Annotated in this window: 20 protein-coding genes and 5 pseudogenes; 18 read left to right on the forward strand and 7 right to left on the reverse strand. The window is 55.3% G+C overall.

Annotated elements, in window-relative coordinates; translation table 11 throughout:
* Positions 1-289: 289 nt before the first annotated feature.
* Complete coding sequence (locus LOY56_RS12720; protein ID WP_258622347.1) at positions 290-1,264, reverse strand: ribonuclease Z; 975 nt, start codon at positions 1,262-1,264, stop codon at positions 290-292.
* Positions 1,265-1,398: 134 nt separating this feature from the next.
* Here LOY56_RS12720 and LOY56_RS12725 point away from each other — a divergent pair, with 134 nt between their 5' ends.
* Together LOY56_RS12725 and LOY56_RS12730 are read left to right on the forward strand one after the other, a co-directional pair.
* The gene (locus LOY56_RS12725) at positions 1,399-1,563 is read left to right on the forward strand and encodes a KGG domain-containing protein (RefSeq protein WP_258622350.1); all 165 of its coding nucleotides are present in this window, start codon (positions 1,399-1,401) and stop codon (positions 1,561-1,563) included.
* 625 nt (positions 1,564-2,188) lie between these two features.
* Positions 2,189-6,085 carry a hypothetical protein gene (locus LOY56_RS12730; RefSeq protein WP_258622352.1) on the forward strand — a complete coding sequence of 1,299 codons (3,897 nt, stop codon included), beginning with the start codon at positions 2,189-2,191 and terminating at the stop codon, positions 6,083-6,085.
* A gap of 153 nt (positions 6,086-6,238) precedes the next feature.
* On the opposite strand, the gene LOY56_RS12735 is transcribed toward LOY56_RS12730, so the two are convergent.
* Positions 6,239-7,174: a hypothetical protein gene (locus tag LOY56_RS12735; RefSeq protein WP_258622354.1), complete on the reverse strand. Its 936-nt coding sequence runs from the start codon at positions 7,172-7,174 to the stop codon at positions 6,239-6,241.
* A 1,474-nt stretch (positions 7,175-8,648) separates the two neighbouring features.
* Between LOY56_RS12735 and LOY56_RS12740 the strand changes: the two genes are divergently transcribed.
* From LOY56_RS12740 to LOY56_RS12760, 5 genes and pseudogenes are all read left to right on the forward strand, one after another.
* Positions 8,649-9,395, forward strand: a complete 747-nt coding sequence (locus LOY56_RS12740) for a YkgJ family cysteine cluster protein (protein WP_258622356.1) — start codon at positions 8,649-8,651, stop codon at positions 9,393-9,395.
* Between the two features lie 405 nt (positions 9,396-9,800).
* Positions 9,801-10,692: pseudogene (locus LOY56_RS12745) on the forward strand (AMP-binding protein); the annotation flags it as partial.
* A gap of 39 nt (positions 10,693-10,731) precedes the next feature.
* Positions 10,732-10,983: pseudogene (locus tag LOY56_RS12750) on the forward strand (hypothetical protein); the annotation flags it as partial.
* Between the two features lie 11 nt (positions 10,984-10,994).
* Positions 10,995-11,654 carry a response regulator gene (locus LOY56_RS12755; protein ID WP_258622358.1) on the forward strand — a complete coding sequence of 220 codons (660 nt, stop codon included), beginning with the start codon at positions 10,995-10,997 and terminating at the stop codon, positions 11,652-11,654.
* 13 nt (positions 11,655-11,667) lie between these two features.
* Positions 11,668-11,828: pseudogene (locus LOY56_RS12760) on the forward strand (ATP-binding protein); the annotation flags it as partial.
* Between the two features lie 32 nt (positions 11,829-11,860).
* On the opposite strand, the gene LOY56_RS12765 reads toward LOY56_RS12760, so the two are convergent.
* From LOY56_RS12765 to LOY56_RS12775, 3 genes are all read right to left on the reverse strand, one after another.
* Positions 11,861-12,304, reverse strand: coding sequence for a DUF6691 family protein (locus tag LOY56_RS12765; protein ID WP_258622360.1), 444 nt, complete (start codon positions 12,302-12,304; stop codon positions 11,861-11,863).
* Between the two features lie 2 nt (positions 12,305-12,306).
* Positions 12,307-12,741, reverse strand: coding sequence for a YeeE/YedE family protein (locus LOY56_RS12770; protein WP_258622362.1), 435 nt, complete (start codon positions 12,739-12,741; stop codon positions 12,307-12,309).
* 74 nt (positions 12,742-12,815) lie between these two features.
* The gene (locus LOY56_RS12775) at positions 12,816-13,058 is read right to left on the reverse strand and encodes a hypothetical protein (RefSeq protein ID WP_258622363.1); all 243 of its coding nucleotides are present in this window, start codon (positions 13,056-13,058) and stop codon (positions 12,816-12,818) included.
* An 878-nt stretch (positions 13,059-13,936) separates the two neighbouring features.
* On the opposite strand from LOY56_RS12775, the gene LOY56_RS12780 reads away from it, so the two are divergent.
* The 10 genes and pseudogenes from LOY56_RS12780 to LOY56_RS12825 all read left to right on the forward strand — a co-directional run.
* On the forward strand, positions 13,937-14,332 hold the full coding sequence (locus tag LOY56_RS12780; RefSeq protein ID WP_258622365.1) for a hypothetical protein: 396 nt from the start codon (positions 13,937-13,939) through the stop codon (positions 14,330-14,332).
* Between the two features lie 104 nt (positions 14,333-14,436).
* A complete protein-coding gene (locus LOY56_RS12785; protein WP_258622366.1) occupies positions 14,437-14,844 on the forward strand; it encodes a hypothetical protein in 408 nt (135 codons plus the stop codon).
* A 97-nt stretch (positions 14,845-14,941) separates the two neighbouring features.
* On the forward strand, positions 14,942-15,628 hold the full coding sequence (locus tag LOY56_RS12790) for an isoprenylcysteine carboxylmethyltransferase family protein (protein WP_258622368.1): 687 nt from the start codon (positions 14,942-14,944) through the stop codon (positions 15,626-15,628).
* Complete coding sequence (locus LOY56_RS12795) at positions 15,625-15,894, forward strand: DUF5676 family membrane protein (protein WP_258622369.1); 270 nt, start codon at positions 15,625-15,627, stop codon at positions 15,892-15,894. Before LOY56_RS12790 ends, LOY56_RS12795 begins: the two co-directional genes overlap by 4 nt.
* 25 nt (positions 15,895-15,919) lie before the next feature.
* Positions 15,920-18,103 (forward strand): heavy metal translocating P-type ATPase, encoded by a 2,184-nt coding sequence (locus tag LOY56_RS12800; protein WP_258622371.1) that lies wholly within the window; start codon positions 15,920-15,922, stop codon positions 18,101-18,103.
* Positions 18,100-18,318, forward strand: coding sequence for a hypothetical protein (locus tag LOY56_RS12805; RefSeq protein ID WP_258622373.1), 219 nt, complete (start codon positions 18,100-18,102; stop codon positions 18,316-18,318). Before LOY56_RS12800 ends, LOY56_RS12805 begins: the two co-directional genes overlap by 4 nt.
* Before the next feature lie 152 nt (positions 18,319-18,470).
* Positions 18,471-18,764 (forward strand): DUF2933 domain-containing protein, encoded by a 294-nt coding sequence (locus tag LOY56_RS12810; RefSeq protein ID WP_258622382.1) that lies wholly within the window; start codon positions 18,471-18,473, stop codon positions 18,762-18,764.
* A gap of 186 nt (positions 18,765-18,950) precedes the next feature.
* Positions 18,951-21,314 carry a phosphoketolase gene (locus LOY56_RS12815; protein WP_258622384.1) on the forward strand — a complete coding sequence of 788 codons (2,364 nt, stop codon included), beginning with the start codon at positions 18,951-18,953 and terminating at the stop codon, positions 21,312-21,314.
* Positions 21,315-21,470: 156 nt separating this feature from the next.
* Positions 21,471-22,355, forward strand: coding sequence for a universal stress protein (locus LOY56_RS12820; protein WP_258622388.1), 885 nt, complete (start codon positions 21,471-21,473; stop codon positions 22,353-22,355).
* A gap of 84 nt (positions 22,356-22,439) precedes the next feature.
* Positions 22,440-22,925, forward strand: a pseudogene (locus LOY56_RS12825) (alpha/beta hydrolase); the annotation flags it as partial.
* A 78-nt stretch (positions 22,926-23,003) separates the two neighbouring features.
* Here the strand turns inward: LOY56_RS12825 and LOY56_RS12830 are convergent.
* A pseudogene (locus LOY56_RS12830) lies at positions 23,004-23,222 on the reverse strand (erythromycin esterase family protein); the annotation flags it as partial.
* A gap of 140 nt (positions 23,223-23,362) precedes the next feature.
* Positions 23,363-23,905 carry an Hsp20/alpha crystallin family protein gene (locus tag LOY56_RS12835; RefSeq protein ID WP_258622391.1) on the reverse strand — a complete coding sequence of 181 codons (543 nt, stop codon included), beginning with the start codon at positions 23,903-23,905 and terminating at the stop codon, positions 23,363-23,365.
* Between the two features lie 45 nt (positions 23,906-23,950).
* Here LOY56_RS12835 and LOY56_RS12840 point away from each other — a divergent pair, with 45 nt between their 5' ends.
* On the forward strand, positions 23,951-24,229 hold the full coding sequence (locus LOY56_RS12840; RefSeq protein ID WP_258622393.1) for a hypothetical protein: 279 nt from the start codon (positions 23,951-23,953) through the stop codon (positions 24,227-24,229).
* Positions 24,230-24,249: the final 20 nt, after the last annotated feature.

The following is a 24,249-nucleotide window of genomic DNA, read 5'->3' on the forward strand; positions in this document are numbered from 1 at the left end:
ACCCAGCGGAGGGCAAAAGTTGTGACCGCATATCGGGGAAGTGTCAAAAAACCGAACTGACTGATTAGCGGTTGGGAGATGTTTTGCCGTGTTTTGAAAAAATAACGTTCTGTTGACGCCCGAGCGATGCCCGACCGGGAGAATTGCGGCTCTCGACTTAGGTTGATCGCTATGGCATGTGGGGCCGCGAGTGGGTGTAGGTCGTTTGGGATGACATTGCGATGCTTGTGAACAGCGCCGCAGAGGGCATTTCAATCTGTGCAGCGGGCTTGTTCAATATGTGCAAGAGCTATTGCGGCAGACGGCCAATGGCCATTTTCAGGCGACCATCCCGGTCGAGGTGGTAACGTTGCAGATCACGCGCCAGGATTAACTCGCCGGTGAAATATGCCGCTGCTTCCTCGCGGATGTCTCCAATGAACGGGCTTCGCTCGGGATTGGATTGATAGCGCGCACTAAAGTGGGTAAGAACCAGATTGGGAATGCGCATCGACTCGGCAAAACGCGCCACGGCGGCGGCACTGCTGTGCCCATAACTCTCGCGAGTGCGATCGATTAGTGCCTGAGTGAACGTCGCCTCATGCACGAGCACATCCGCACCGGCAACCACCTCCGCCAGCAATTGGGGAGTATCGTTATCGCCACAGATGATGATGCGTTGAGCGGGTCGCGCAGGACGCAAATATTGCTCCGCTCGAAATATACATCCGGCATGCTCAACGTCATGTCCATGCGCCAGCTCGCCCCAAAGGGGGCCACGAGGAATACCTTCGGCCTCCAGACGTTGTATATCCAGGCGCGGATGAGGATCTGATTCGGCAAATACATAGCCATGGCAGGGAACACGATGGGAGAGGGCAACGGTGTCGACATGAACATTGTCATTTTGCCAGCCGGTGAAGGTTTCGCTCGCATGCAGATGCAATTCGAAGGGCAGCCAGGACTTGCTGACGGTCAAGCTGAGGCGCACCCACTCATGTAGCGCGGCCGGCAACACTATATCGAGGGGCTCGAGACGCCCCGACATGCCAGCGCTGGCCAGCAAGCCGGGTAAACCGAAGCAATGATCGCCATGTACATGGGTTATGAAGCACCCGCGAAGCTCTCGTAAAGACAATGGGGTGCGCATTACTTGATGCTGGGTAGCTTCACCGCAATCCACCAGATACCAACCCTTGCCGGAGGATTCGATGAGCGCGGTGCCACTCACATTTCGATTGCGGGAAGGAACGCCTGCTGAAGTGCCAAGAAATATGAGATCCATGGCCGCTCCTTTTGTCTTTTGCTCTGCACCTGGATGTAACGGGTGGCTAAGCTCCGTTGGTCGTACCAACGGGACGAAGGTTAGACATACCGATCCAACAAAGGTGACGACATTTTACTTAAAGAAGACAAGCCATGACCAAACGACAAGAACCGCATCACGGTTTTTCCGACGACCCTCAAAAAGTTAAAGAAGCCGGACGCAAAGGCGAACCAAATGCCAAGGTGGCAACTGACAAGGCCGAGAAAGCCCGAATTGGTGGGCAGCACAGCCATGGAGGGACGCGGGGCGCACGATGATACGTCTGCTCGACCTGCTGGCATGCATAAGTCAGCAGGCCGACAGCCTCGATCTGCAATTCCAGATAACCTGGCTCCTAGGTGAGCCATGCCGCACCACATCGAGAATAGAGGTGGCGCGCTTGCAGACTTTGGCATTGCCTTAGATGCTGTACGTAAGAACAGTATCGGCATTTTCCATGAAAACCCTCGAAGACTCAGGCTTCGGTCTGCTCCCCACCAAGTTCGAAATGCTACGACAGTAACCGGTATTGCTCTGCCATGAGCTGGATGAGACCAATCGGGAACTACGGGCCTGTCGGCAAAGGATTTCAGCGCTGATTGTCATGCATGCAGATGCCTCCAGCGAGGCGATGAGCCACCGGGCAGGGTAGGCGAGCTGCCGGAGCAGGTAGACCGGCTGACAACCATGCTGGGCAATGCCCATCGGGAGCTTGCAAGCCGGGAGACCCAGAGACTGTCAGGGATGTTCAAGCAAGCCTTGGTAGGATTGGAAAAACTCTAGATCTGGCGCGCTGGGCCCCTTCCACCTAATGCCTTCGACAAGGCTTAGGTGATTAGGAATGGCATATCGCCGCCATGGTATTCTCCGAATCCAATGGAGAGGTGGGGTGTTCCAATCCCCATGTCCCGTATCGACGTTTCAGGATGGAAGTCAGGGTCAGGGCCGATGTATCGATCAATGCTGAGTCGTATCAAACGCAATTGGATAGCGCTGTCCATCGGCAGTCGAGCCGCAGTAGCCGCCTTCAGCGCTGCGCGGCGGCCGCCAAACTCCCTCGGTTCGTTCGAGCCGTTGACTCCTGTACTGTTGGAGGACAAGGGATTCAAGCGCTATGAGGAGGAGCTGCTCAAAGGTCTTCAGAATAAGGAAGTCCTCAACATCGCAGTCACTGGCGGCTACGGGGCAGGCAAGAGCAGTGTGCTCAAGACGTTTTTGGAGCGGCATCCAGAATTCCCGCACGCCCTGGTGTCCCTAGCGACCTTCAGCGAAACCAAACCATCGCCCAGCAAATTTAGTACGTTGATCGAATCAGCTGGTGAGGCAACAGCCGTCCCGCAAGCGAGCGTAGCGACTACTCCTGCGACGCCTGACCTTATGAATCGGATCGAAGAGACCATAGTGCAGCAGCTGCTCTATTCGGTGCCGGCTTCCAAGCTACCCAAAACCCGACTCAAACGTATTGTTCAGGCATCCGGGCTCGCGGTCTATCTGCACACCGTGTTGCTGATTTGCCTGTTGGCCAGCGTTCTGCGCTTCTGCCTTCCTACGATCGAGAAGCGTACAGACGTTGAAGCGAAGTGGCTGATCGACGGCCTAAATGCGATTCCAGAGTGGTTGGCCATCGGATGCATCCTTGGGAGTGGAATCTATCTGCTGTACGCAGGGCTTAGATTCATCTCAATGTTCAGTATCGACGGCCTGACGCTCAAGGGTGGGAAGCTTGAAGCAACACACCATGGATCTGTACTACACAAGAACGTCGACGAGATCATTTATTGCTTCGAGCGAAGCGACATTCGGGTCGTAGTGATTGAAGACCTGGATCGCTTCGATATTCAAGACATCTTCTTTCGCCTACGCGAAATCAACTTCACGATTCGCCAGTCCCCCCAGGTGCGTCGTCCAGTGCATTTCATCTACGCCATCCGCGATGAGCTGTTCACCGTTACTGACAAGACCAAATTCTTTGATCTCATCATCCCGATCATCCCGGTAGTCAACTCTGAGAACTCGCGTGAAAAGCTGAACGAGCTCATGCGAAGCAGAACGGTAGGAAACGTCGTGCTTGGCGCCAAGCTGGATCCGGCCATGGTTGAGACGGTCTGCTATTACATAGATGAAATGAGGCTCATCAAGAACATTGTCAATGAATACGATATCTATTCGAATCTTCTGGCAAATGACGGCTTGGAGCTCAACCCGAACAAGCTTTTTGCAATCGTGGTGCTTAGGAATCTTCATCCCGAGGCCTATGCTGAGCTGATCAAGCGCCGGGGAGCAATCCATAAAGTGCTCGAGGACTTTCCTGGCTGGGTCAAACGGGAAGTCAGTGTGCATCAGCAGGAAATCGAACAGCTGCGATCCCGCCTTGATGAAAGGGAAGGCAAGGTTGCACAAAGCCTGGATCACCTCCGGGCGTGCGTGTGGTTCGAGATCATTCAGCAAGGCAAGCGTCCGAATGCTAACAGGATCAAGAGTGACCATGGAGCAACCTGCACGCTGCTCGACTTTGTGAAGGATGAGACATTCGCGTCGATTACTGGCGCAGGGCGAGTCCAATCCATGTTCATCTCCAATCAGTCATATGGAAATGAGCAGGGCGAATACGTCGTTCCCAAGCAATTGCTCAAGGCAATGAACTACGAAGCTCGGGTAGCACGACTCGAGCAGTCACTCGATGGCATTGAAGAAAGAATCACCCAGCTTCTTAAGCAGGTGACGCGCCTTAAGACCATCCCTTTTCGTGAGGCTGTAAAGGATGGGTACAGCGATGTGGTGGCTGCGGGGCTCCAGGGCCTTGAAGTGGTCATCTACCTGATGCGCAAAGGGCTACTCGATACGGATTATGTTGACTATCTTGGATATTTTTACGAGGGTTCCATCACCCAGGCCGACAAGAACTTCATCTTGGCGATGACCAGGGGCGAAGTGCTGGACGTGGCCACGGTGCTGGACGATCCAGAACGCGTTTTGAGCAAGCTCGACGTCGACTCTATGGCCGCCGGCCGAGGGTTGATTGCCAATGTGATCGAGACCCTGGCGCGCCATCGTGACACCCAATTCGTCGAACAAGCCAGGCTAAAGCTCGCGACGATTTTCGGGAGCGCATACCCCCGTCTAGAACGGTTCGCCGAAGCAATGGAGCTTGTTGTCGCAGCACCTGGTGATGGCAAGACGCGCACTATCCAAGCCCTTCTGGAAATCGATCAGAACCTGATTCTCCAGTTGCTCAAAGCCGAGCGCTTTCAACCCAATCACACGAGAGCCGGTCTTATCTGCGCCGTTTTGGATACCCTGACAGAAGAGCAGATAGCAGGTATGAAGGATCGACAGGGGTTGCTGCTCAAAGCGATCAATGCCTTGCCCAACGTTGCTGAGCTCGTCCCGCAGCTTGAGAACCCGGCTAATGGTTGGAAGTGGCTGAGAAGCAAGCCTGCCCAATTCGACAGCCTCAACGAAACGACCGACGCAACGACACTACGCAAGCTGGTCGAACTAAGGTGCCTCAAGCTTTCTCTTCCAATGCTGAAATTGGTGATGGTACGGCTGACTAATAACACTCTGAAAGACAGCCCCGTCACATATCAGGGCTTGCTTTCGCTCGAGCTGGCTGGATTCGCTGAACAAGTTAAGCAGGCGCCAGATGCATTTGTAGATGAGCTGCTGAGCCAGCAGCAAATACTGCCTGAATCCGAAAGCTCGCTTGTGACGCTGTTGAATTATCGTCAGCCGGATCAAGAGCAGATGGAGGCATTACTGGCCCTCACGGACTGCAAAATCTCTGATCTCGAACCGATACCCCGTTCGCTCTGGGTCAGTCTTCTGGAGGACGATAGGATCGAACCTGTCAGCGCTGCGGCCTGGGCCTTCCTCGAGCGCAGGTATCGTCCTGATGAAAGTGCTGAGGCAACTGAGGCAAACAGGGCCAATATCGAGGCGCTGGCTGCCATTCAGGGGGCATTCCTGCAACACGTCAATCGACACTCTGAAGCGTTGGGTAAGATGCTGTGGGAGGGTGATGAAGATGACCAAAGAGCACTACAACGCTTCTTGCTCCAAAGCGCAACCATCAGCAATACGACGCTGCGGTCGGTATTCCAAGGCGTAAACCTGTCGCCGGAAGTCGTGCTCAGCTCGAACATCACTGCCACCCGCTGGGCCTACATTGCCTATAACAGCACCGTTCCCTATACACCTGAGATCCACTCTGCGCTTGTCAGCGCAGCCAGCAATTTGGAGGGTGCTTATATTCGGCAACGGTGGACGGTTGCACGGGACTTGCTTGATCTGGACGCACTGCCGATCAGCGTGGTGCATGAAGTCAGCCGGAACGGCAGGGCCACACTGGAAGATACGCTTCGGATGTGGGCGGGTATCCCGTTTGATGCCTATGCCACCTGCGAAGGCGCAACAGCGGAGCTGGCCAAGGTGTGCGGTCGCGCCAGCGCTAAAGGCGCACGTTTCAAGGCTGACTACCTGGGTGTGCTCGTTCAGATCGCCCAGGCAGGCGACCTGGAGCGAGAAGGGCGCGTGGAGGTTGTTATTCAGGCGCTGGCGCTGAATGGCGCCTGGGAGCAGATAATACCGGCCCTTGACCTCCTTGATAGCGCGTACCTAAAACTTGCTAAATCGGGAAAAGTGGTGCTGCCATCAGCGGGTGAAGATCGACGTTTGGTCGAGGCCTTGCGGGGCCGAGGCTTTGTCAGCTCGAAGAAGTTCGAAGACAAACGTACCATTGCATATGGCAAGCCCAGCGCGATTCGAGCGGCACTGGGATCGGCTGGGTGGTTGCCTTAGCTCCACAAGGATTTTACCACTGGTGTACTGGGACTTCGTTCTTTCTACTTGTCGACTTCAAGCTTGGATCTATCAGGCGCTTGCGATAGCCGTTTTTTGGCGACAAAGAAGAGCCCAAGCACTCCTATTTGAAGCGCAGGAACACCATAATGATCAGACTTTGGTGATTTGAGATTTCACGGCCAGTGTCAGAGTTAGGCGCCGGTTAGTGTATGTCTTGAAATACCCCTCCTTCGTAGCCTTGGTCTGGCCCGGGATAGGGGATTTCCACAAGCCGAAGACGATGACCTCGTCGTCTTCATTCAGCCCGTCAAACCAGCTTGCTTTGGCGCCCCAGACGCTCACTTCCAGGCTGATGCCGTTGGTTGGCTCATTGGGATCCTGGGAGACCTTGAGCTTTTGAAGGTTGAGGACGTTCCGTGTCGGATCGTCCTTAATGGCTCGGCTGATCTTGCCGACTCGACCTTGGATGGCTATGGGGTACTGGGTTGTGTTGTGTGAGACGGTGTAGTGGGCCGCCATTTGCCGAGCGTGATCGAAGTAGAACTGGTTCCACGCCACCGTGGTATTTCCCTCGAATAGTAGTTCTAGGTGCTGCTCGATGTCGTGGTCTTCATCACATAGTGCGCGCAGCTTGAGGACGCGAAGTGCAGTGTTAATGTAGGCGGAAAGCCGACCAGAAGTCGATGTGTAGCGTTTTGACACGCTGGGTGTTCTGTCGCCGGCGCTGTCCCTTGATTGCCTTGCGCTCGATTCCAGCTCTTCTTTCACTGCGACCAGGCGCATCCGATAGCGATTTTTCTGCACGCTTTCGACCAGTCCTTCGGAGGTCTTGGCTACCTCAATGATTTCCTTGTCGACGCCGAAGCGGCAGTTGGGGCCATGCGCGCCGTTGGATTGCAAGCGGAAAAAGGCACGGACACGCGAGGGCTTATCGTAATAGTCCTTGGTGTACGAAGGGACGTGGCTCACAGTGACATCGCAGCGCTCACAGTGCAGTGGTTCTGCGCCCATGCCCTTGGCATAGTCATCTGCAACCCATTTGATGCCATTCCGGTCGAAAGCGTGGGTCATTTTGATACCGGCCATACAAATCCTTATGTGCTTGCTACTGGTCTGACTGGGGCGCTGCCCAGCGAGAGGGTTGCAATGGTGAGTCGATGCTCAAGGTCAAAAGTGTTCTAGGAAAGCAGTCTACTGGTCGAAAGCGCTGTTGCAACTGGAGAGGTGAGATCTTGCCCAGGCAGGATGTAGCTTGAGGTTGAGTGGGAAGAGGGACGGTGGCGGGCTACGGCCTCATCCATATCATCCAGCTGATTCGGCACCTGCCCAAACTGCCGGCGCGTCCGGATTGCTTGCTGCGCGGAAATGATCCGTACAAACCACCGAATGCCAATTGTCTCCACAACAGTAAGATCGCAACGTCGGCTGGGCGTCTCGCCATTGGTGCGGTGCCGACTTAGTCGAATCAGATGCAAAAGCACTGCTAGGTTGGCAGAATACATGTGCTCTGCAGAGAGGATTATGGTCTATCTCTCAGGGAGGCAGGGGCCGAGCAGATCCAATGGAGGCGTAAATGAATAAGCTGTTCGCAGGGTATTGATCCCTTGGTCGATATCAGCCGGTGGGCCATAGTTTGCACTGATGCTCATGCAGCCGGCACCGATGGCTGAAACCTGCAGATTGCCTGGATAACGTTTACTCATTTTTCCAGGTCCTCTCGACGGGCTTGTTGGTAGTCGGATTGTGGAGGAGGGGACTGAGGCGCCTGCCCACGTCGAAGCACCGATCGCCAATGCCACACTTGCAAGCGTGGTTTTAGCCACAAATTCGCGGCGTCCAAATGTTTCGAAAAAGTCAGAACTTGAATTGGATTCTGGCTTATCGCTGTCTATGGATAAACTCCTGAAAAATTGTTCGCGGGGCGCACTTCTATGCGCACAGGGTCATCCACTGACAAAACAGCCACTACGACGGGCTTGCCCATGGACGGAAAATGTCATTGCATTCGGCTACTTCAAATCAGGCTTCATCGTGTGTCAGTGAGGATGACAGTGAGCGGTAGGCGCTCACTTGCTCGAGAAGAACCCTGGCCTTGTTCTCGGTAGCCCTCGGCTGCAAATCGAGCGACCACGGCTGGCCAGCAGTCAAAGCCACATGAACCAAATGGACGCCAAGGCCTCTGCTTATGCCAGTGATGAGCCAAACCATTTTGTCAGCCATACGATTTTCCTTTAAAGTTGAAAATCTTACGTCTGGTCTGGCCGGGGCCCTTATCGCCCAGTTACCAGGAAGATCCATTCTTCTCGTTCAGAGGATGCGAAGGTTTGCATGGTTTGGGTAAAAGATTGCCTAAAACGACGAATCGAATCGCTTTCATCTTTATCGCCGGGAAGACAGCGACTTGGATCAACAGCATTTAAATTGGAACAGACAATCACCCCAATGGATTGGGCAATCAGTCCTTGTGTCTATCCTCACATAATTTTCGGCTAAGTCACATTCACCCGAATGTAGCGGTACCAACCGCTAATGCCCATGGACAAACAGGACGAGTACGCGCATGGAAAATACTGCAATACGATTTGCTTGCAATGGCTGTGGAGTGTGTTGCAAGGGGCGCCTGATTCCTCTGACCTTCAATGAGTCGAGAGAGTGGCTAAAGCGGGGCCATGACGTCGCGGTGATACTTGAAGCATTCGACGAATCCCTTTGGCCCAGTGAGCCTGAGAAGTTCTCGCACAGCGCTAAACGTGCGGCGCAGATTGATAGTGGTAATACCAAGATCAACGTTATCGCGATTTTCGCCGCGAATGCGCTTACTCAATGCCCGAATTTGGACGATCAGGATCGGTGTGGGATCTATGAAGAGAGGCCGCTGGTGTGCAGTATTTATCCGGCGGAAATTTCACCGTTCATTACCTTGGATCCTGCGAATAAGGTGTGCCCCCCAGAAGTGTGGGAGGCGGGCGAGATAATCGTTTCTGATCGGGTAGTCGACCCTGCGGTGCGCATTAAGATCGCGCAGTCCAGGGACGCGGACAGACTGGATGCGCATGCGAAAGTGGCTATCTGCGAATCCATGGATATGACGGTTGCGGCGTGGAAAGAAAACGCTTTGGCCGTGTATCTACCGGATAGACAGAAGCTGATGGCTGCGCTCGATCATTATGATTCAGGTATTAAAAGAGCGGCCCATACCTCGTGGAGCGTGCGCATCGAAGATCATGAATTGCGTGAAAAAGTCAGAAGCAGCGGTGTGCAAGTCGATACTTCGGAATCGTCAAGCTACATCTTTCACAAACTGTAGAGACATAAAGACCGCTAGTTACGAAACTTCTTGAAATATCGGAGCGGCGCAGATCCAGGAGCGGTTTGCGAGCCACAATCAGTGCCCGGAGCAGCAAGCGTTCGACATCGATTCTGAAAGAGTTGAAGGTTGACTGGTTGCCGCTTCGCACAACCATGTAGCTGTCAACAGCGTGGCAGCTGTCCTCGAAGCCCTTGAGGTACAGTGAGGCGCTCGTTGCTGAGCTGGAGAAAGTTGAGTTCGTGGTCCGAAGAATTAATCTGGATTTTTTCGATCAAGGCCGCATCTATTAGCCGTCAGAAAGACAGGTAAGATTTGAGAAATTGTGACTGATGGGTAAAAAGGACAAAAAAATAAATACTTAAAAAACAGAATGTCGCAGACGCTGTTGCCGATAGCCACTTCGACAGCCTGCTGACGGTCGCTCGCGAGCTGGGTCAAGCCAGCCGACTCAATGACCCACGCCTTCATCTGGCGCTAATGCCAATGGCGATCCTGCTGGAAAATCTCGGTTGTTATGCTGCGCTGTATGCCGGCGCCGTCCTGAGTCTGCCGAGCCCGCGAACACTGGGGATTCAAGGCTCTGGTGGGGTGGACGCCTCGAAACTGTTCGCCTGCCTGACCCTGCGCAAGCCCGAAAGCCTGATCATGGTGCCCCAATTGCTGTTGCTGCTGGTCAACGCCGCCGAGCAAAAAGCCTTCAACGCCCCGCGGTGGGTGGCGCCCGGGTCGCGCTGGAGCTGCTGCAACGGGCACAGCGTCTCGGCCTGCCGGTTTACGAGGGTTATGGTTTGTCCGAATGCGCCTCAGTGGTGTGCCTCAATCATCCTGGCGTCCATCGCCCCGGCAGTGTCGGCAACCCCTTGTCCCACGTTCAGATTCGGCTGGCCGAGGATGGCGAGGTACTGATCAGTGGCTCGCCCATGCTCGGTTATCCGGGAGAGCCCCCGAGACCGGTGACTGGTGGCACAGCGGTGATCTGGGGCTGTTCGACGACGAGGGTTTCCTCTATCTCAATGGCCGCAAGAAGCACCAGTTCGTCGGCGAAGCGCTGCCGAGTAACCGTGCCCTGTTGTGGCCGCACAAACCTGACTGCAGCGACGCCGAGCTCGCTGCCGCTGTCGCTCGGGCCAACCCGACTTATGCCCAGGTTCATCGCTGGCCCCGTCTAGAGCAACCTTTTACGCCCGCCAACGGCTTGCTCACCGCCAACGGCCGACCGCGCCGCGAAGCCATTGTCGAACGCTACCGGCAATGGCTCACCTCATCCGACCATTGCGGGGAATTCCCGTCATGAGTTTTTTTGACAGATTGCAAGAAGCCACCCAGCAAGAGCGTCATCGGCTGGCCTATCGGGTTTGGTGACGCGAACAAAGCCGAGCAACTCCTGAAACAAGCTTGGCACTCAATCCCGATGGCATCGACAGTCTGTACTTCTGGGGATCGTCAAGGCCGTTACAGCGAAGCCAGGGGGGCCTTGCTCAAAGCCTTGAAAGCACCCGCCAGAGCAGGACGAGCAGTGGCCGATAGAGGTCGCCGCCAAGAGATTCAGGCACTGCTGGTCAATGCCGACAAAAAACTGAACTGACAGGAGTCTTTGTGCGCTTATTGTTGATCGAAGATGACCTAGCCTTGGGCGAAGGGATTCATCAGGCCTTGAGCCGAGAGGGCTACACCGTCGACTGGTTGAAAGACGGCAGCAGTGCCTTACATTCGCTGCTCAGCGAAACCTTTGACCTAGCCCTGCTCGACCTCGGCCTGCCACGCATGGACGGTCTTGACGTGTTGCATCGCTTGCGCAAGAGCGGCTCTAACCTGCCGGTGCTGATTCTCACCGCACGCGATGCCACCGAAGACCGTATCGCCGGCCTGGATGGCGGTGCCGATGATTACCTGGTCAAACCCTTCGACCTGGCTGAACTGAAAGCCCGGCTCCGGGCGCTTTTACGCCGTAGTGCCGGGCGGGCACGGGTACTGATCGAGCATGCCGGTATCAGTCTGGACCCCAGCACTCAGCAGGTGACCTATCACAACGAAGCCGTGCCCCTGCCCCCCAAGGAATACCAGTTACTCTACGAACTGTTGTCTCCACCGGGGCGGGTAATGACTCGCGAGCGGTTGATGCAACTGCTTTACGGGTGGAACGAAGAAGCGGAAAGCAACACGCTGGAGGTGCACATTCATCATCTGCGCAAGAAATTTTCCACTGATTTGATCCGCACCATTCGTGGCGTCGGTTATCTGGTGGAAGAACGCTGATGAGCTCCATCATCGGCTCTTCGAACGTTTCTACAGCCATGGAAATGACCAGGGGGCAGGGCTGGGCCTCACCATCGTGCAAACCATCGCCGCCCGTCTGGGCGGTCGAATCAGGTTGGAGAATCGACTTTCCGGGGGGGACTGCGTGCGACGCTGGAGATCAGTCATTCATAACGTCGACTGTTTCAAAAGTAGGTGGCAGATCCTTATAAGATTGCATCACCCAGGCTTGGCTTCCCGGTAAAGCGCTCAAGCACTTCGAAGAGGATCATCCCCATCAGCATGGCTCCCAAAAACACGCCAGCCTGCCAGAATCCGGCCCCCAGCCCAACGATTGCGGGGCCCGGGCAGATGCCGGCGATACCCCATCCGATGCCGAATGTCAGGCTTCCTGCGATCAAGCGTCGGTCGAGTACCCGTTTCTGAGGCAGTTGCATTGCTTCACCCAGCAAAGAGTACTTTTTCCGTTTTGCCCAACCGAATGGCAAGGCAGCTATGGCAATGGCGCCGACCATCACCAGTGCCAGTGATGGGTCCCAAGTTCCGGTCAAATCGAGAAACCCCAATACTTTGGTGGGATTTGCCATACCCGCGAGCAATAAGCCCAGTCCGAACATCAATCCTGCGAGCAACGCAATCAGCGCACGCATGGTCAGCCCTCCAATAGATGACGAACGACGAAAACGGTTACGAATCCCGCCGTCATGAAGCTCAGCGTCGCCACCATGGAGCGGAATGACAATCTGGACAGACCGCATACACCATGTCCACTGGTACAACCTGATCCGTAACGAGTACCGAGCCCTACCAGCAGCCCTGCCGACAGCAGGCTGAGCCCGCCATTCTGAAACTCGATGACGGGGAGGGGAGTGAACAGTAGCCAGATCAGTGGGGCAATAAACAACCCGAGTAGAAAAGCAGCCTTTTCCGAACGACCTTCATGATCTCGACTGAGTAAGCTACCCAGTAAACCGCTGATCCCAGCCACTCTCCCATTGAGTACAACAAAGAGCCCGGCAGCCAAGCCAATCAGAGCGCCTCCCGCCAATGACTTCCAAGGGGTGAAATTGATCCAGTCAATGATCATAGAATGCTCTTGCGCAGGATAGTGGGTGCCGATCATGGAATAACGGCAAGGGACATTGAGCCAACATCCTTCGCCTATTGTTGGCTGATCTTTTCCTTGACACGCAACCATTCCTGCCTGGCTTGCGGATATTTTTCATCAGCCTGTTTTTTTGCTTCAGAAAATCTTTGGAGGGTTTGAGTCGAAATTGGTTGCTCACTCAAGAGCGCATAGGCTTGAGCACTGAGTCGATCGGCTTCGAAGAAGAGCTGATCGGTGCGACTGGTCGATTCAGGACCGGCAGCATGTCGTGTTTTTGTTGATTCTTTCAGGGTCATGACAGCATTCCTTCCGGCGGAGCAGGAAATTACTGGAAAACGGTACTTCGCTACTAAGATGTCGAGTTGCGCAAATCAGAAACGGGGAATGGGGCTATTGTCCAATCGTGCTGCCAATAGGGCTCATCTGTTTGATCTGTATCAATGTAGGGGGAGACTGCTGATGGTGTCCGACGTGTGGTCACGTCAATGGGCGCCCAAAGCCCGGATTCTTGACCATGATCAACCTTTCGACTGTTATCCAGGCGCAGTCTGTATTGATTCATGAAACGTAATGCGCCGCTTTTATTTGGCGGGCAGAAGAAATCGCCATACACAGTAAGACATGTGCAATCTGTTAGCAGGGAGGCTGTATTCCCATCCCCGAATGGGGGCGAACAGAGGACTTGTGATGATCATTGAAATACATAAGCAGCATTCAAGGAATCGTTGGTCGGTGCATATGGACGCTTGGGTGGCGGGTTTCAATAGCCTTGGTGAAGCCGAGTCATTCGTCAGGCTGCTCAAGGCGCGGATTGATGCGCCTCATGACTTGCCGGCCATACGCGAAACTGCATTGTCTGGGCATCTATCGTTTGGCATATCACCCAGACCTCCAGTATCGCGACGCTTGCACGCAGACAGTGCTTGATCCCTAGGGCAAAACCATCAGCCCTGCCATCAGCCGCAAGCGATAGGCTGAAAGGCAAGGCTTAGGAGTACGTCCTGAGTTAACGTAGAACGCACTCCGCGATAAAAAAAAGCCAGCGAGCACCTACTTTGCTGGCGTAGCCGGTGGCAGTCTCTTCCATCCATTGGTTTGATTTTGATCAACCTCTCCATTGCTTAGCTAGCTACACTGAAAATTAATACGACGTAATAAGTCGAGGTTGTACTTCATGTACTGGTTCCGCCGTCACCGCCGAAGCCTATTGCACCTCACCCTCGTGGTATGGGTGTTAGCTGTGGCCGTGATGGCAATCCAGGGTTGTTTGGTGCAACCAAATCACAATATAGCCGCGCCACACCATGCCGAGCAGTACGTAGTGGATGGGCATGCTCGCCATACCAGTGGTTGCCTTCAAAACTGTGAGGACACTGCCACGGCGATAAAACCTGCATTGCAGACTCCAGCATTGGACCCCATCCAGTGGGCCGCCCTTTTGCTGTTAACTGCGGCAGTATTAATTGTGCTTAATCTCGAGGAAAAATCCTCTTTTGCCGCTCTTGCACTGAAGCGTCCCGCACCGCCAGAAGGCCCAGCTCGCCTGACTTTCGTCCGTTTCAACGATTAATCCCTACCTCAGAGTGGCAGAGCACTGGTTGCTCCGTCCTGCTGCGCCGCTTTTTCGCGCCTCAGTTATTCCTGCTTATCCCCTCACAATCTCTGGAGTTCATCATGCATAAACATTCGAAATTCCTTCTAGCTGCCGTCTTGACTAGCGGTGCACTCATGGCCTCTGCCGAGGATGCGCATCACCCAGCCGACGCACCAGGCGACGCAACTGAGAGCACAGCCCCAACGTCGACGGCCGTAACTAAAGCCATGACCGAGCAAATGGAGAAAATGCAGGCTGCACATGACAAAGCGGCAGCGGCTAAAACTCCCGCCGAGCGCCAGGCCGCCATGCAAGAAGGCATGAAAGCAATGAGGGACAGCATGGCCATGATGAGCAAGGAGCAGACCGCAATGGGTTGTATGGGCATGTCTGGAGCTAAGGGCGGAGAAGGCAAAGGGATGATGGACATGATGATGCAGATGATGGAGCAGCAGTCGTCCATGATGGAAATGCCAATGAAAAAGTAAATGTGCGGTAGAGCTGCTGCAAATTACATGGCTCTGGTGCTGGCTGAGTGAATGCAGCCAGCACTCGTCTGATGTGCGTTGTTGAGGAGCGCCCACCATGAACCATACTGAATCGGCCTACGGTCTCTGGTCGCTGGTTATCATCAACTCATTGGTGTTTATCTTGTTCGCCTTCAGCTTCACCCGGCCCAAGACGAGCCGCGATTGGCGCTCCTTTGGCATGTTCTCGGCGTTCCTGGTCGCGCTGTTTACCGAAATGTACGGTTTCCCACTGACTATCTACTTGTTGATGCCCTGGCTCACTCGCAACTTCCCTGGTATCGACTTCCTCTCGCACGACGCAGGGCATTTGCTCGAAACAGTGATGGGCTGGAAGGTCAATCCGCACTGGGGGCCATTCCACATAATCAGCAATCTGCTGATCGCTGGCGGCTTCTGGTTATTAGCGGCCGCCTGGCGTGTACTCTACAAGGCCCAAAGTACTGGGCAACTAGCGCTCGATGGGCCTTATGCGCGGATCCGTCACCCACAGTACGCCGGCTTCGTGTTGATCATGTTTGGCTTTTTGTTGCAGTGGCCGACATTGATCACCCTAGTGATGTTTCCAATCCTCCTGGTGGTCTACGCCAAGCTGGCGAAGCGAGAGGAACGGGAGATGCTTACGCACTTCGGCGATACCTATCGCACTTACTGTCAAAAGACTCCGGCATTCCTGCCCTGGTCAGCCCCCCACAGTCCCAACACCCCTACTGGTGCCCCTCCAAGCTCAGGAAAACAGCCATGAACGCTCCTTGGAAAACCGGCATTTCTCTGGCTCTGACCATGGCCATTTCCTACACCATCTGTGCGCTGCTCTATGCGCTATGGCCGGCGCAGGGTATCGCCTTTCTCAGCGCCTTGTTCCATGGACTCGACTTCGGTCGCCTTCAAGCTCCGCAAGACTACAGTGTGGCGACTTTCGTCGGGCCACTGCTGGTCTTGAGTGTATGGGGCGCGCTGGTCGGCACCTTGTTTGCGTGGCTGTCCGCCAAGCTCCATGGCAGGCCCTGATAGCCCCTTTGAGCAGGAGGCAACGATGAACGAATCACACATGCAGCACAGTCAACATCAGCAGGCGCTTGCATCAGGGAAAATGGCGAAAGATCCGATCTGCGGGATGATGGTAGACAAGACCACAGCGTTATCACGAGAACGTGGCGGGCGCAGCTATTACTTTTGCAGCGATACCTGCTTGCGCACCTTCGAGTCGCCGGAAAGAGAACTGAAGGCGATGAAAACCCGCGTAACTATCGCCCTGACCGGTGTACTGGCCCTAGCGCTGCTGCGGGCGGGCGCCTTCATTGCACTCGCCGCCGGGGCCACACTGCTGACTTGGGTGCCGATCCCGGCGCTCCCTTGGTTCACGTGGGGTATATGGCTTTTCCTGTTGGTGACGCCGGTGCAGTTCATCGGAGGTTGGAGTTTCTATAAGGGGGCCTGGAACGCCATTCGCACCCGTAACATCAACATGGATTTTCTGATCGCCCTCGGCACGTCGGTCGCCTATTTCTATAGTGTCGCGGTGTTGTTTTTCCCGGACGTCCTGCCGGTCAAGGTGGCCGAGCGCGACGTCTACTTCGAGGTGTCGGCGGTGATCATCGCCTTCGTACTGCTGGGTAGGTACATGGAGGAGATCATCAAGAAGAAGTCTTCAGCGGCAGTACGGCGCTTGCTTGATCTCAAACCAGCGATCGCGCATGTGATTCGTGATGGGCAAGAAGTCGACCTGCCTGCTGAACGCGTCATGGTCGGCGAGTTCCTGATAGTCAAACCTGGAGAAAAAATCCCCACCGATGGCGATGTAAGTGAAGGTCAGTCAACGGTAGACGAGTCCATGCTGACCGGCGAATCGATGCCCGTCGACAAGCACCCAGGCAGTCCGGTAATCGGAGGCACGCTCAATGGCAGTGGCGTGCTCACCTTCAAGGCGAGCAGGATCGGTGCCGATACCGCACTGGCGCAGATTATCAAGATGGTCGAGGAGGCGCAGACCAGCACAGCACAGATCCAGCGGTTGGCCGATCAGGTTACCGGCTACTTTGTGCCGGCAGTGGTAACGGTCGCGCTGCTGGCCCTGATGGGCTGGTCTCTTGCGGGGAGCTTTGCGCAGGGACTATTGGCCTTTATCGCGGTTCTGATCATTTCCTGCCCCTGCGCACTGGGCGTGGCGACACCCGCCGCATTAATGGTCGGTGTTGGCAAGGGGGCCGATAACGGCATCCTTATCCGCGGTGGCGAAGTATTGGAGCGGGCAGAAAAACTGAGTACGGTGGTGTTCGACAAAACCGGCACTATTACCCGAGGAGAACCCAACGTAACCGATGTGATCCCGCTTGGTACTGCGTTGGAAAACGAGGTCTTGATGCTCGCCGCCGCCGTGGAGTCTGGTTCAGAACATCCGCTCGGCGCAGCGATAGTGCGCGCCGCCCGGCATCGCGGCATCAGCTTGCCGAAAGCGATCGGCATCAATGGGATTGCCGGTCACGGCATCGAAGGCAGTATCGACAATCGCAAAATCTGGCTGGGCAACCGGCGTTTATTCGCCCGCCAAGGCATTTCGACCGAGGTTGCCGAGGAGCACCTCATCAGCCTGGAAGCCGATGGCAAGACCGCGATGCTGGTCGGGGTCGGCGACAGCTTGCTCGGGGTGATTGCTGTCGCCGATACCATTAAACCTGAAGCGGCTGAAGCCGTTGCGGCATTGCAGGCAAGCGGCATCAAGGTCGTGCTACTGAGCGGCGACAACCATCGTACTGCGCAGGCAGTCGCGCGCCAGGTCGGCATTGAGCGAGTTATCGCCGAAGTCCTGCCGGACGACAAGGCCGCAGTGATCCGTCAATTACAAAGCGAAGGGCAGGTCGTGGCCATGGTTGGCGATGGTGTCAACGATGCACCTGCCCTGGCTACCGCGGACATCGGCATCGCCATCGGCTCGGGTTCCGATGTAGCCAAGGAAACTGGCGGCATCATCCTGCTCAAGAACGATGTACGCGACGTGGTCACCGCGATCAAGCTGTCGCGCGCAACCATGGTCAAGATTAAACAAAACCTGTTCTGGGCATTCATCTACAACAGCATCGGCATTCCAATTGCGGCCTTTGGCCTGCTTAATCCCATCATCGCTGCCGCCGCTATGGCACTCAGCTCCTTGTCGGTAATCGCCAACTCCGCGCTGCTGAAACGTGCCCGTATTGGCTTAAGTCGGGAGGCCAAATCATGAATCGCGAAGTTTTAATTATCTGCCTCCTGGTGAGTGTTGTGGGTATCGCAGCGGTGGTTTACCTGTTGGGGCTGACTGGCAAGTCGTTTGTCCTCGCAGCGATTTTCCTGCTGTGCCCGGTCTTGGTCGGGGTGCAACTTTTTCGCGGCGTCCGCCAATTTGATAAGGACATGGCCGAGGTTCATCGGCAACTGAAAAGGGAGAAACTGCCTTAACACTTAATCCGACTCGCCCCCCTAAATTGCCGACGCGTTGGACAGGTAAACCAATGGTCTGGCTCGCTATGCTCACACCTACGAGCGTTCCAGCAAAATTGGAAGTGGCTGCGTTATGACCGTCCCACCCGTTTCCTCCAAGGAGTACCGTCATGAATCAACATAACTTGCCCCAGCACCGCGCAAGGGGCACCAACTGGTACTTTTTAGGCTTCCTTGTCATCGTCGGTTATTTCCTATTCACCGAGCACAGGGCCCACGTCATTCCGTATCTGCCATTCCTGCTATTACTGGCCTGTCCACTGATGCATTTTTTCATGCATCGTGGGCATGGCGGACATGAACACGGTGAAAGTGGTGAACATAGCTGTGACCATCAGCACACCAGTCAGGAGCATGATGGTTTACCCGATAACAAGGCGAAATATCCCGATCGCCCTGTATAAGCGATTCGTCGTATATGAGTCATGCCATGAAGCTAAGCAGTGGGTCAGGTCGGCTGTTGCCAATTCCCTGAAACTGTTCAGGGACGCGTGCGGCAAAACAGTCCACGCGATCAATGACTTTGAACACCTCTGATCGGGGGACCGTTGCCCGGTAGCCAAGGTTCCGGATCTATTCTGGAGGATTTCATGAGTGATTTTCTGAGTGCTGAGCAGTTGAAAGGTATCGATGCCTACTGGCGGGCTTCCAATTACCTTGCCGTGGGCCAGATTTACCTCAAGGAAAACCCATTGCTGCGCACGCCCCTCAAACTGGAGCACATAAAGCCGCGGCTGCTGGGCCATTGGGGTACGACACCGGGACTGAACCTGATGTACGTTCACCTCAATCAGCTGATCAAAACCTATGACCTGAACATGCTCTTCATCACCGGTCCTGGCCATGGTGGTCCGGCGATTGTTGCCCAGAGCTACCTGGAAGGGACTTACACGCAATTCGATCCTTCCGTGGAGCAGAACGTGAATGGGCTGACCCGGCTCTTTCGGCAGTTTTCCTGGCCTTACGGGCTCTCCAGCCACGTATCGGCGCAGATTCCCGGGTCGATACACGAAGGTGGCGAACTGGGCTATTCATTGGCCCACGCCTATGGGGCGGCGTTCGATAACCCGGATCTGATCGTTGCCTGTGTGATCGGCGACGGCGAGGCCGAAACAGGCACATTGGCCGCCAGCTGGCACTCCAACAAATTTCTCAATCCGGAACGTGATGGGGCCGTGCTGCCCATTCTCCATCTTAACGGTTACAAGATCGCCAATCCGACGGTGCTGTCCAGAATCAGCGAAGATGAGCTGTCGGCGCTGATGTATGGTTATGGGTACGACCCGTATTTTGTCGAGGGAGACGATCCCGAGCAGGTCCATCAACTGCTGGCCAAAACCCTGGATACGATACTGCTGCAGATTTGCGAGATTCAGCGCGTCGCGCGAAACCGTTCACAGACCCATGAGTTGGAGCGTCCGCTTTGGCCGATGCTGATACTGCGTACGCCAAAGGGCTGGACGGGCCCGAAATTCGTTGATGGCAAACAGGTTGAAGGTACCTGGCGTGCGCATCAGGTACCCCTCAGCGACTTCCAGCAACCGCTTCACCTGCTGCAGTTGGAACAATGGCTCAACAGCTACCGGCCTCATGAGCTGTTCGACGCCAATGGTGCTTTGCTGCCCGCCATTGCTGCGCTGGCGCCAACCGGGCATCGGCGTATGGGCGCTAACCCCCATGGCAATGGTGGCCTGCTGTTGCAGCCGCTGGACCTCCCCAGGTTTGCCGATTACGCAGTGGACCTCCCTGCACCAGGTTGCCTGCGTGCGGAGGCAACCCGGGTATTAGGCGGCTTGCTCAGGGATGTCATGAAGAACAACCTGCAACAGCGCAATTTTCGCGTGTTCGGCCCGGACGAAACCGCCTCCAACCGTCTCGATGCCATCTATGAGGTCAGCGCAAAAGAATGGATGGGCGCCCGGGAAAGTGAGGATGTCAATCTGGCCGCCGACGGTCGGGTGATGGAAATTCTCAGTGAACAGGTGTGTGAGGGCTGGCTGGAAGGTTATTTGTTGACCGGTCGTCACGGGCTGTTTTCCTGCTATGAAGCTTTCATTCACATCGTTGATTCGATGTTCAATCAGCATGCCAAATGGCTGAAAATCGCCGCTGAAGTCCCATGGCGCAAACCGATTGCCTCACTCAACTATTTGCTCACGTCCCATGTCTGGCGACAGGACCACAATGGTTTTTCCCATCAGGATCCAGGGTTCATCGACCATGTTGCAAACAAGAAATCCGACGTGGTTCGGATCTATCTGCCCCCCGATGCCAATTGCCTGCTGTCAGTGACTGACCATTGCTTGAGAAGTCGCGGCTACATCAATGTCATTGTCGCCGGCAAACAGCCCGAATGGCAGTGGCTGGATATCGATTCGGCCATTCGTCACTGTATGGCCGGGATTGGCCGTTGGGACTGGGCCAGCCATAACGATGAGGACCCGGACGTGGTGATGGCGTGCGCGGGGGACGTTCCGACGCTGGAAACACTCGCCGCCGTGACATTGCTGCGCGAGTACGTGCCGGATATCCGGATTCGGGTCGTCAACGTCGTGGACTTGATGGTGTTGCAGCCTTCATTTCAGCATCCTCATGGGCTGCAGGACCGTGCGTTCGATGAACTGTTCACCGTCGACAAACCAGTGATTTTCGCGTTCCACGGATATCCGGCGCTCATTCACAAACTGGTCTATAAACGAAATAACCACGCTAACTTTCATGTCCGTGGATTCAAGGAGGAGGGCGCAACCACGACACCGTTCGACATGGTAGTGATCAATAACCTTGATCGTTATCAGTTGGCACTGGACGTCATTCAACGGGTTTCCCGCCTGCAAGGCCAGGTTGCAACAGCCACGGCGCGGTATTGGGAAACGATGGAGAAACACAAGCTCTACATCATCGAGCATGGGCAGGATATGCCCGAGGTTCTGCAGTGGCGCTGGACGTCTTGAAAGTCCTTTACAAGGATCTGATATAGATCAAAGCCAAGGAGATTCCAAGGGAGGAATCTGGGTCAACGCTGGTGTTCAACCCTGCGATGACGCGACGACCGACCATCGGCAAGGGCATCGGCAGGCGTCGAAGCCCAACCTTTCTGGAGTCGGATCATGAGCCAGTATCAACGATTATTGCTGATCATCAACCCGGTCCTGCGCCATTCTCCTGCGATACACCATGCTACTGAGCTGGCCAAGGTCAGCGGGGCGAGTTTACACATTGCGGCGCTATTACCATCGCTGGATGTTCTCTCACTGCTCGAACAAGGCGACCGGCATAAGGCTCGGGAGAGTTACCTGCAGGACCATCGCGATTGGCTGAAGGACCGGGCAAAAAATATCTGTCGCAAGGGTATCAACGTGACAACCGAAGTGGCGTGGGCCAACGATGTGCAACAGGAAATCCTTCAGCACGTCACGGAAATGCAGCCCGATCTGCTGATCAAGGAAGTACAGTATGAACCGGTGCTCAAACGCGCGTTCATCACCCCTATGGATTGGCACTTGTTGCGTCACTGTCCGGTGCCGGTCTATCTGGTGGGGGGCAGTGGCCATGCCTTGCCGCGCAAGGTAGTGGCGGCGGTTGATGTTTCGGGTACTGATTCAGACAGCGAGCTGAATGACCGGATCATCCAACAGGCTTTCGGCCTAGCCCTGCAGTGTGACGCCGAGTTGCATCTGCTGTATGCATGTGACATTTCGGTAGCCTGGCTGGCTGATCTGGGCGGCGGTTTGACGCTGTCAGAGCTTACCCGGGAATTGCGCAGGGACCTGGAAAAATCTTTTCTTGAATTGGCTGAGCGCTACGGTGTGCCTTCTGACCGTCGACATTTCATAAAAGGGCAACCGGTCTCGGCGCTGAGTGAGTTTGCCAACGAGCATCAAGTGGATGTGATCGTGATGGGCAGGGTCCAGTCCCATGGGCTGCATAAGCTTGTCGGCAGCACGACCGAGCATATTCTGTATCAGGTGCCCTGCAGCGTTCTGGCGGTCTAGGTTCGGGTCATCATTGAGCCCGATTTTTTGCAACGGGCTGGCGCAGAGCATCCGGTACCAGTGTTTCCGGTCAGGAGAACTCCAGTGTTTGAACTTCACTATCGAAAGCTGGAGGGAAGCATGGAACTGTCCGCTGACCTGCGTCTGCCAATGAACGCTAGCGGCTTGGTGGTGTTCGTTCATGGCAGCGGTAGTGGTCGTTCAAGCCCGCGTAATCAACAAGTTGCACGGTCTCTGGCTGAGCGGGGCTGGGGACATTGCTGTTCGATCTGCTCACGGAGCCGGAGCAGTACCTGGACAACCAGACCTGGGAATTGCGTTTCAATATTGCGCTGCGGTCCAACCAACGGGTGAAGGTGATCGACTGGATTGGCCGAGACGCCGAACTGCAACCGCTACCGATCGGATTGTTCGCCGCAAGCACCGGTGCTGCGGCGGCGCTATTGGCAGCGGCCGAGCGGGCGGACCGATCTTGCGGGTGAGGCACTGTCCCGCGTGAAGGCGCCGACCTTGCAGTTTGTCGGTGAGCTGGATCAGGTGGTGCTCAATCTCAATGTGCAAAGCAGTCGCCAGACTGGCCCGGCGACTGGTTCGAGAAGTATTTGCGACGGTAGTCATCCAAAGCAGACAACCACCGTCTGATGACTGTCATATGCCGAATGGAAAGGTCTCGTCTTCCGGTTCCAGCGCCTGGCTTTTCGGCAGGGGCAATGCTGTTACCGGTTGCGTCTGTTCAATCCAGACCATGGCGTCGAATTGTTCGGTCAGCACTGACTCGAAGTAGTGGCTGCTGCGCTCGCTGGCGGGTCGATAAATCACACCGATGGCCCGCTCCAGCACAGATTTGGACAGGGCCCGGCGCAGCTCCATAGGCGGGTTGGCCGACGTGCAATGCTGCGTAGTGCCATGTCGACTGTCAGGGGCCGCGCTGACTTGCACTTTTTTGATCGGGTTCCTCTCAGAAAACAGCCCCCTGCCGGTTTCCCGGCAAGGGGCCGGGCCTGCGGTCAGTCTGCTTTGATCGGCACGACTTTGTCCGCTTTCATGGCTTCGGGTTTTTTCGGCAGCGAGATGCTCAATACACCTTTTCTGAAGCTCGCTTCGATCTTCTCGGCGTCGACCCCTTTGGGCAGGTTGAACACCCGTTCGAAGGAGCCATAGTGACGCTCGCTGAGGTGATAACCCTTTCTCTTTTCTTCCTTGTCCTCTTTCTTTTCTCCTTTAATGATCAGGCAACCGTTGGACAGTTTGAGCTCGATGTTCTTCTGATCCATGCCGGGCAGTTCGGCAGTGATTTCGAAGCTCTTGTCTTTCTCGGTGATGTCCACGGCAGGCATGCCATAGCCTGTCAGTTCCTTGCGCCAGAGCGATTCGACATCGAACAGTCCCCGACCGAATGGCGACAGCCCTGTGCCGCGGCCGAAGTCTTCGAACGCGTGATCGATTTGTTGGCGAAGGTTTTCAAAGGGTCGCCATAGCTCGGTCGACATTGGCTGCGCAGCGGTTTTTTTTTCGGTTTGCGTCGGCATTTTTTTCACGGAGTTGGCCATTTCATTTCTCCTCTTGGCGAATAAGGTGAACCGCGAACATGGGGTTTGCGGCCCACCACGACAAAACAAGAACCCGACACTCGCCCTTACAAGGCCAGTGTTCAGGACCGCAACATCCAGCCGGAAACGAAAGAGCGGGTGCCGGCTGCAGATACGGCGGCGTTAACGCTGACTCTCAATGTCTACGTGAACGGCCAATGCCTGTTTGATTTAGATCAGAAAGAAAGCAGGCAGCGATTTTATCCAGCAGCGAACATTGCGCTAACGTCAGGCGAAGCTTCAATTGATAACGTGCAGCGAACATGCCGGGCATTCGAGACCTAAGCTCTACCCAGACGGCGATG

It is taken from the genome of Pseudomonas sp. B21-048, from assembly GCF_024748615.1.
GTDB lineage: Bacteria > Pseudomonadota > Gammaproteobacteria > Pseudomonadales > Pseudomonadaceae > Aquipseudomonas.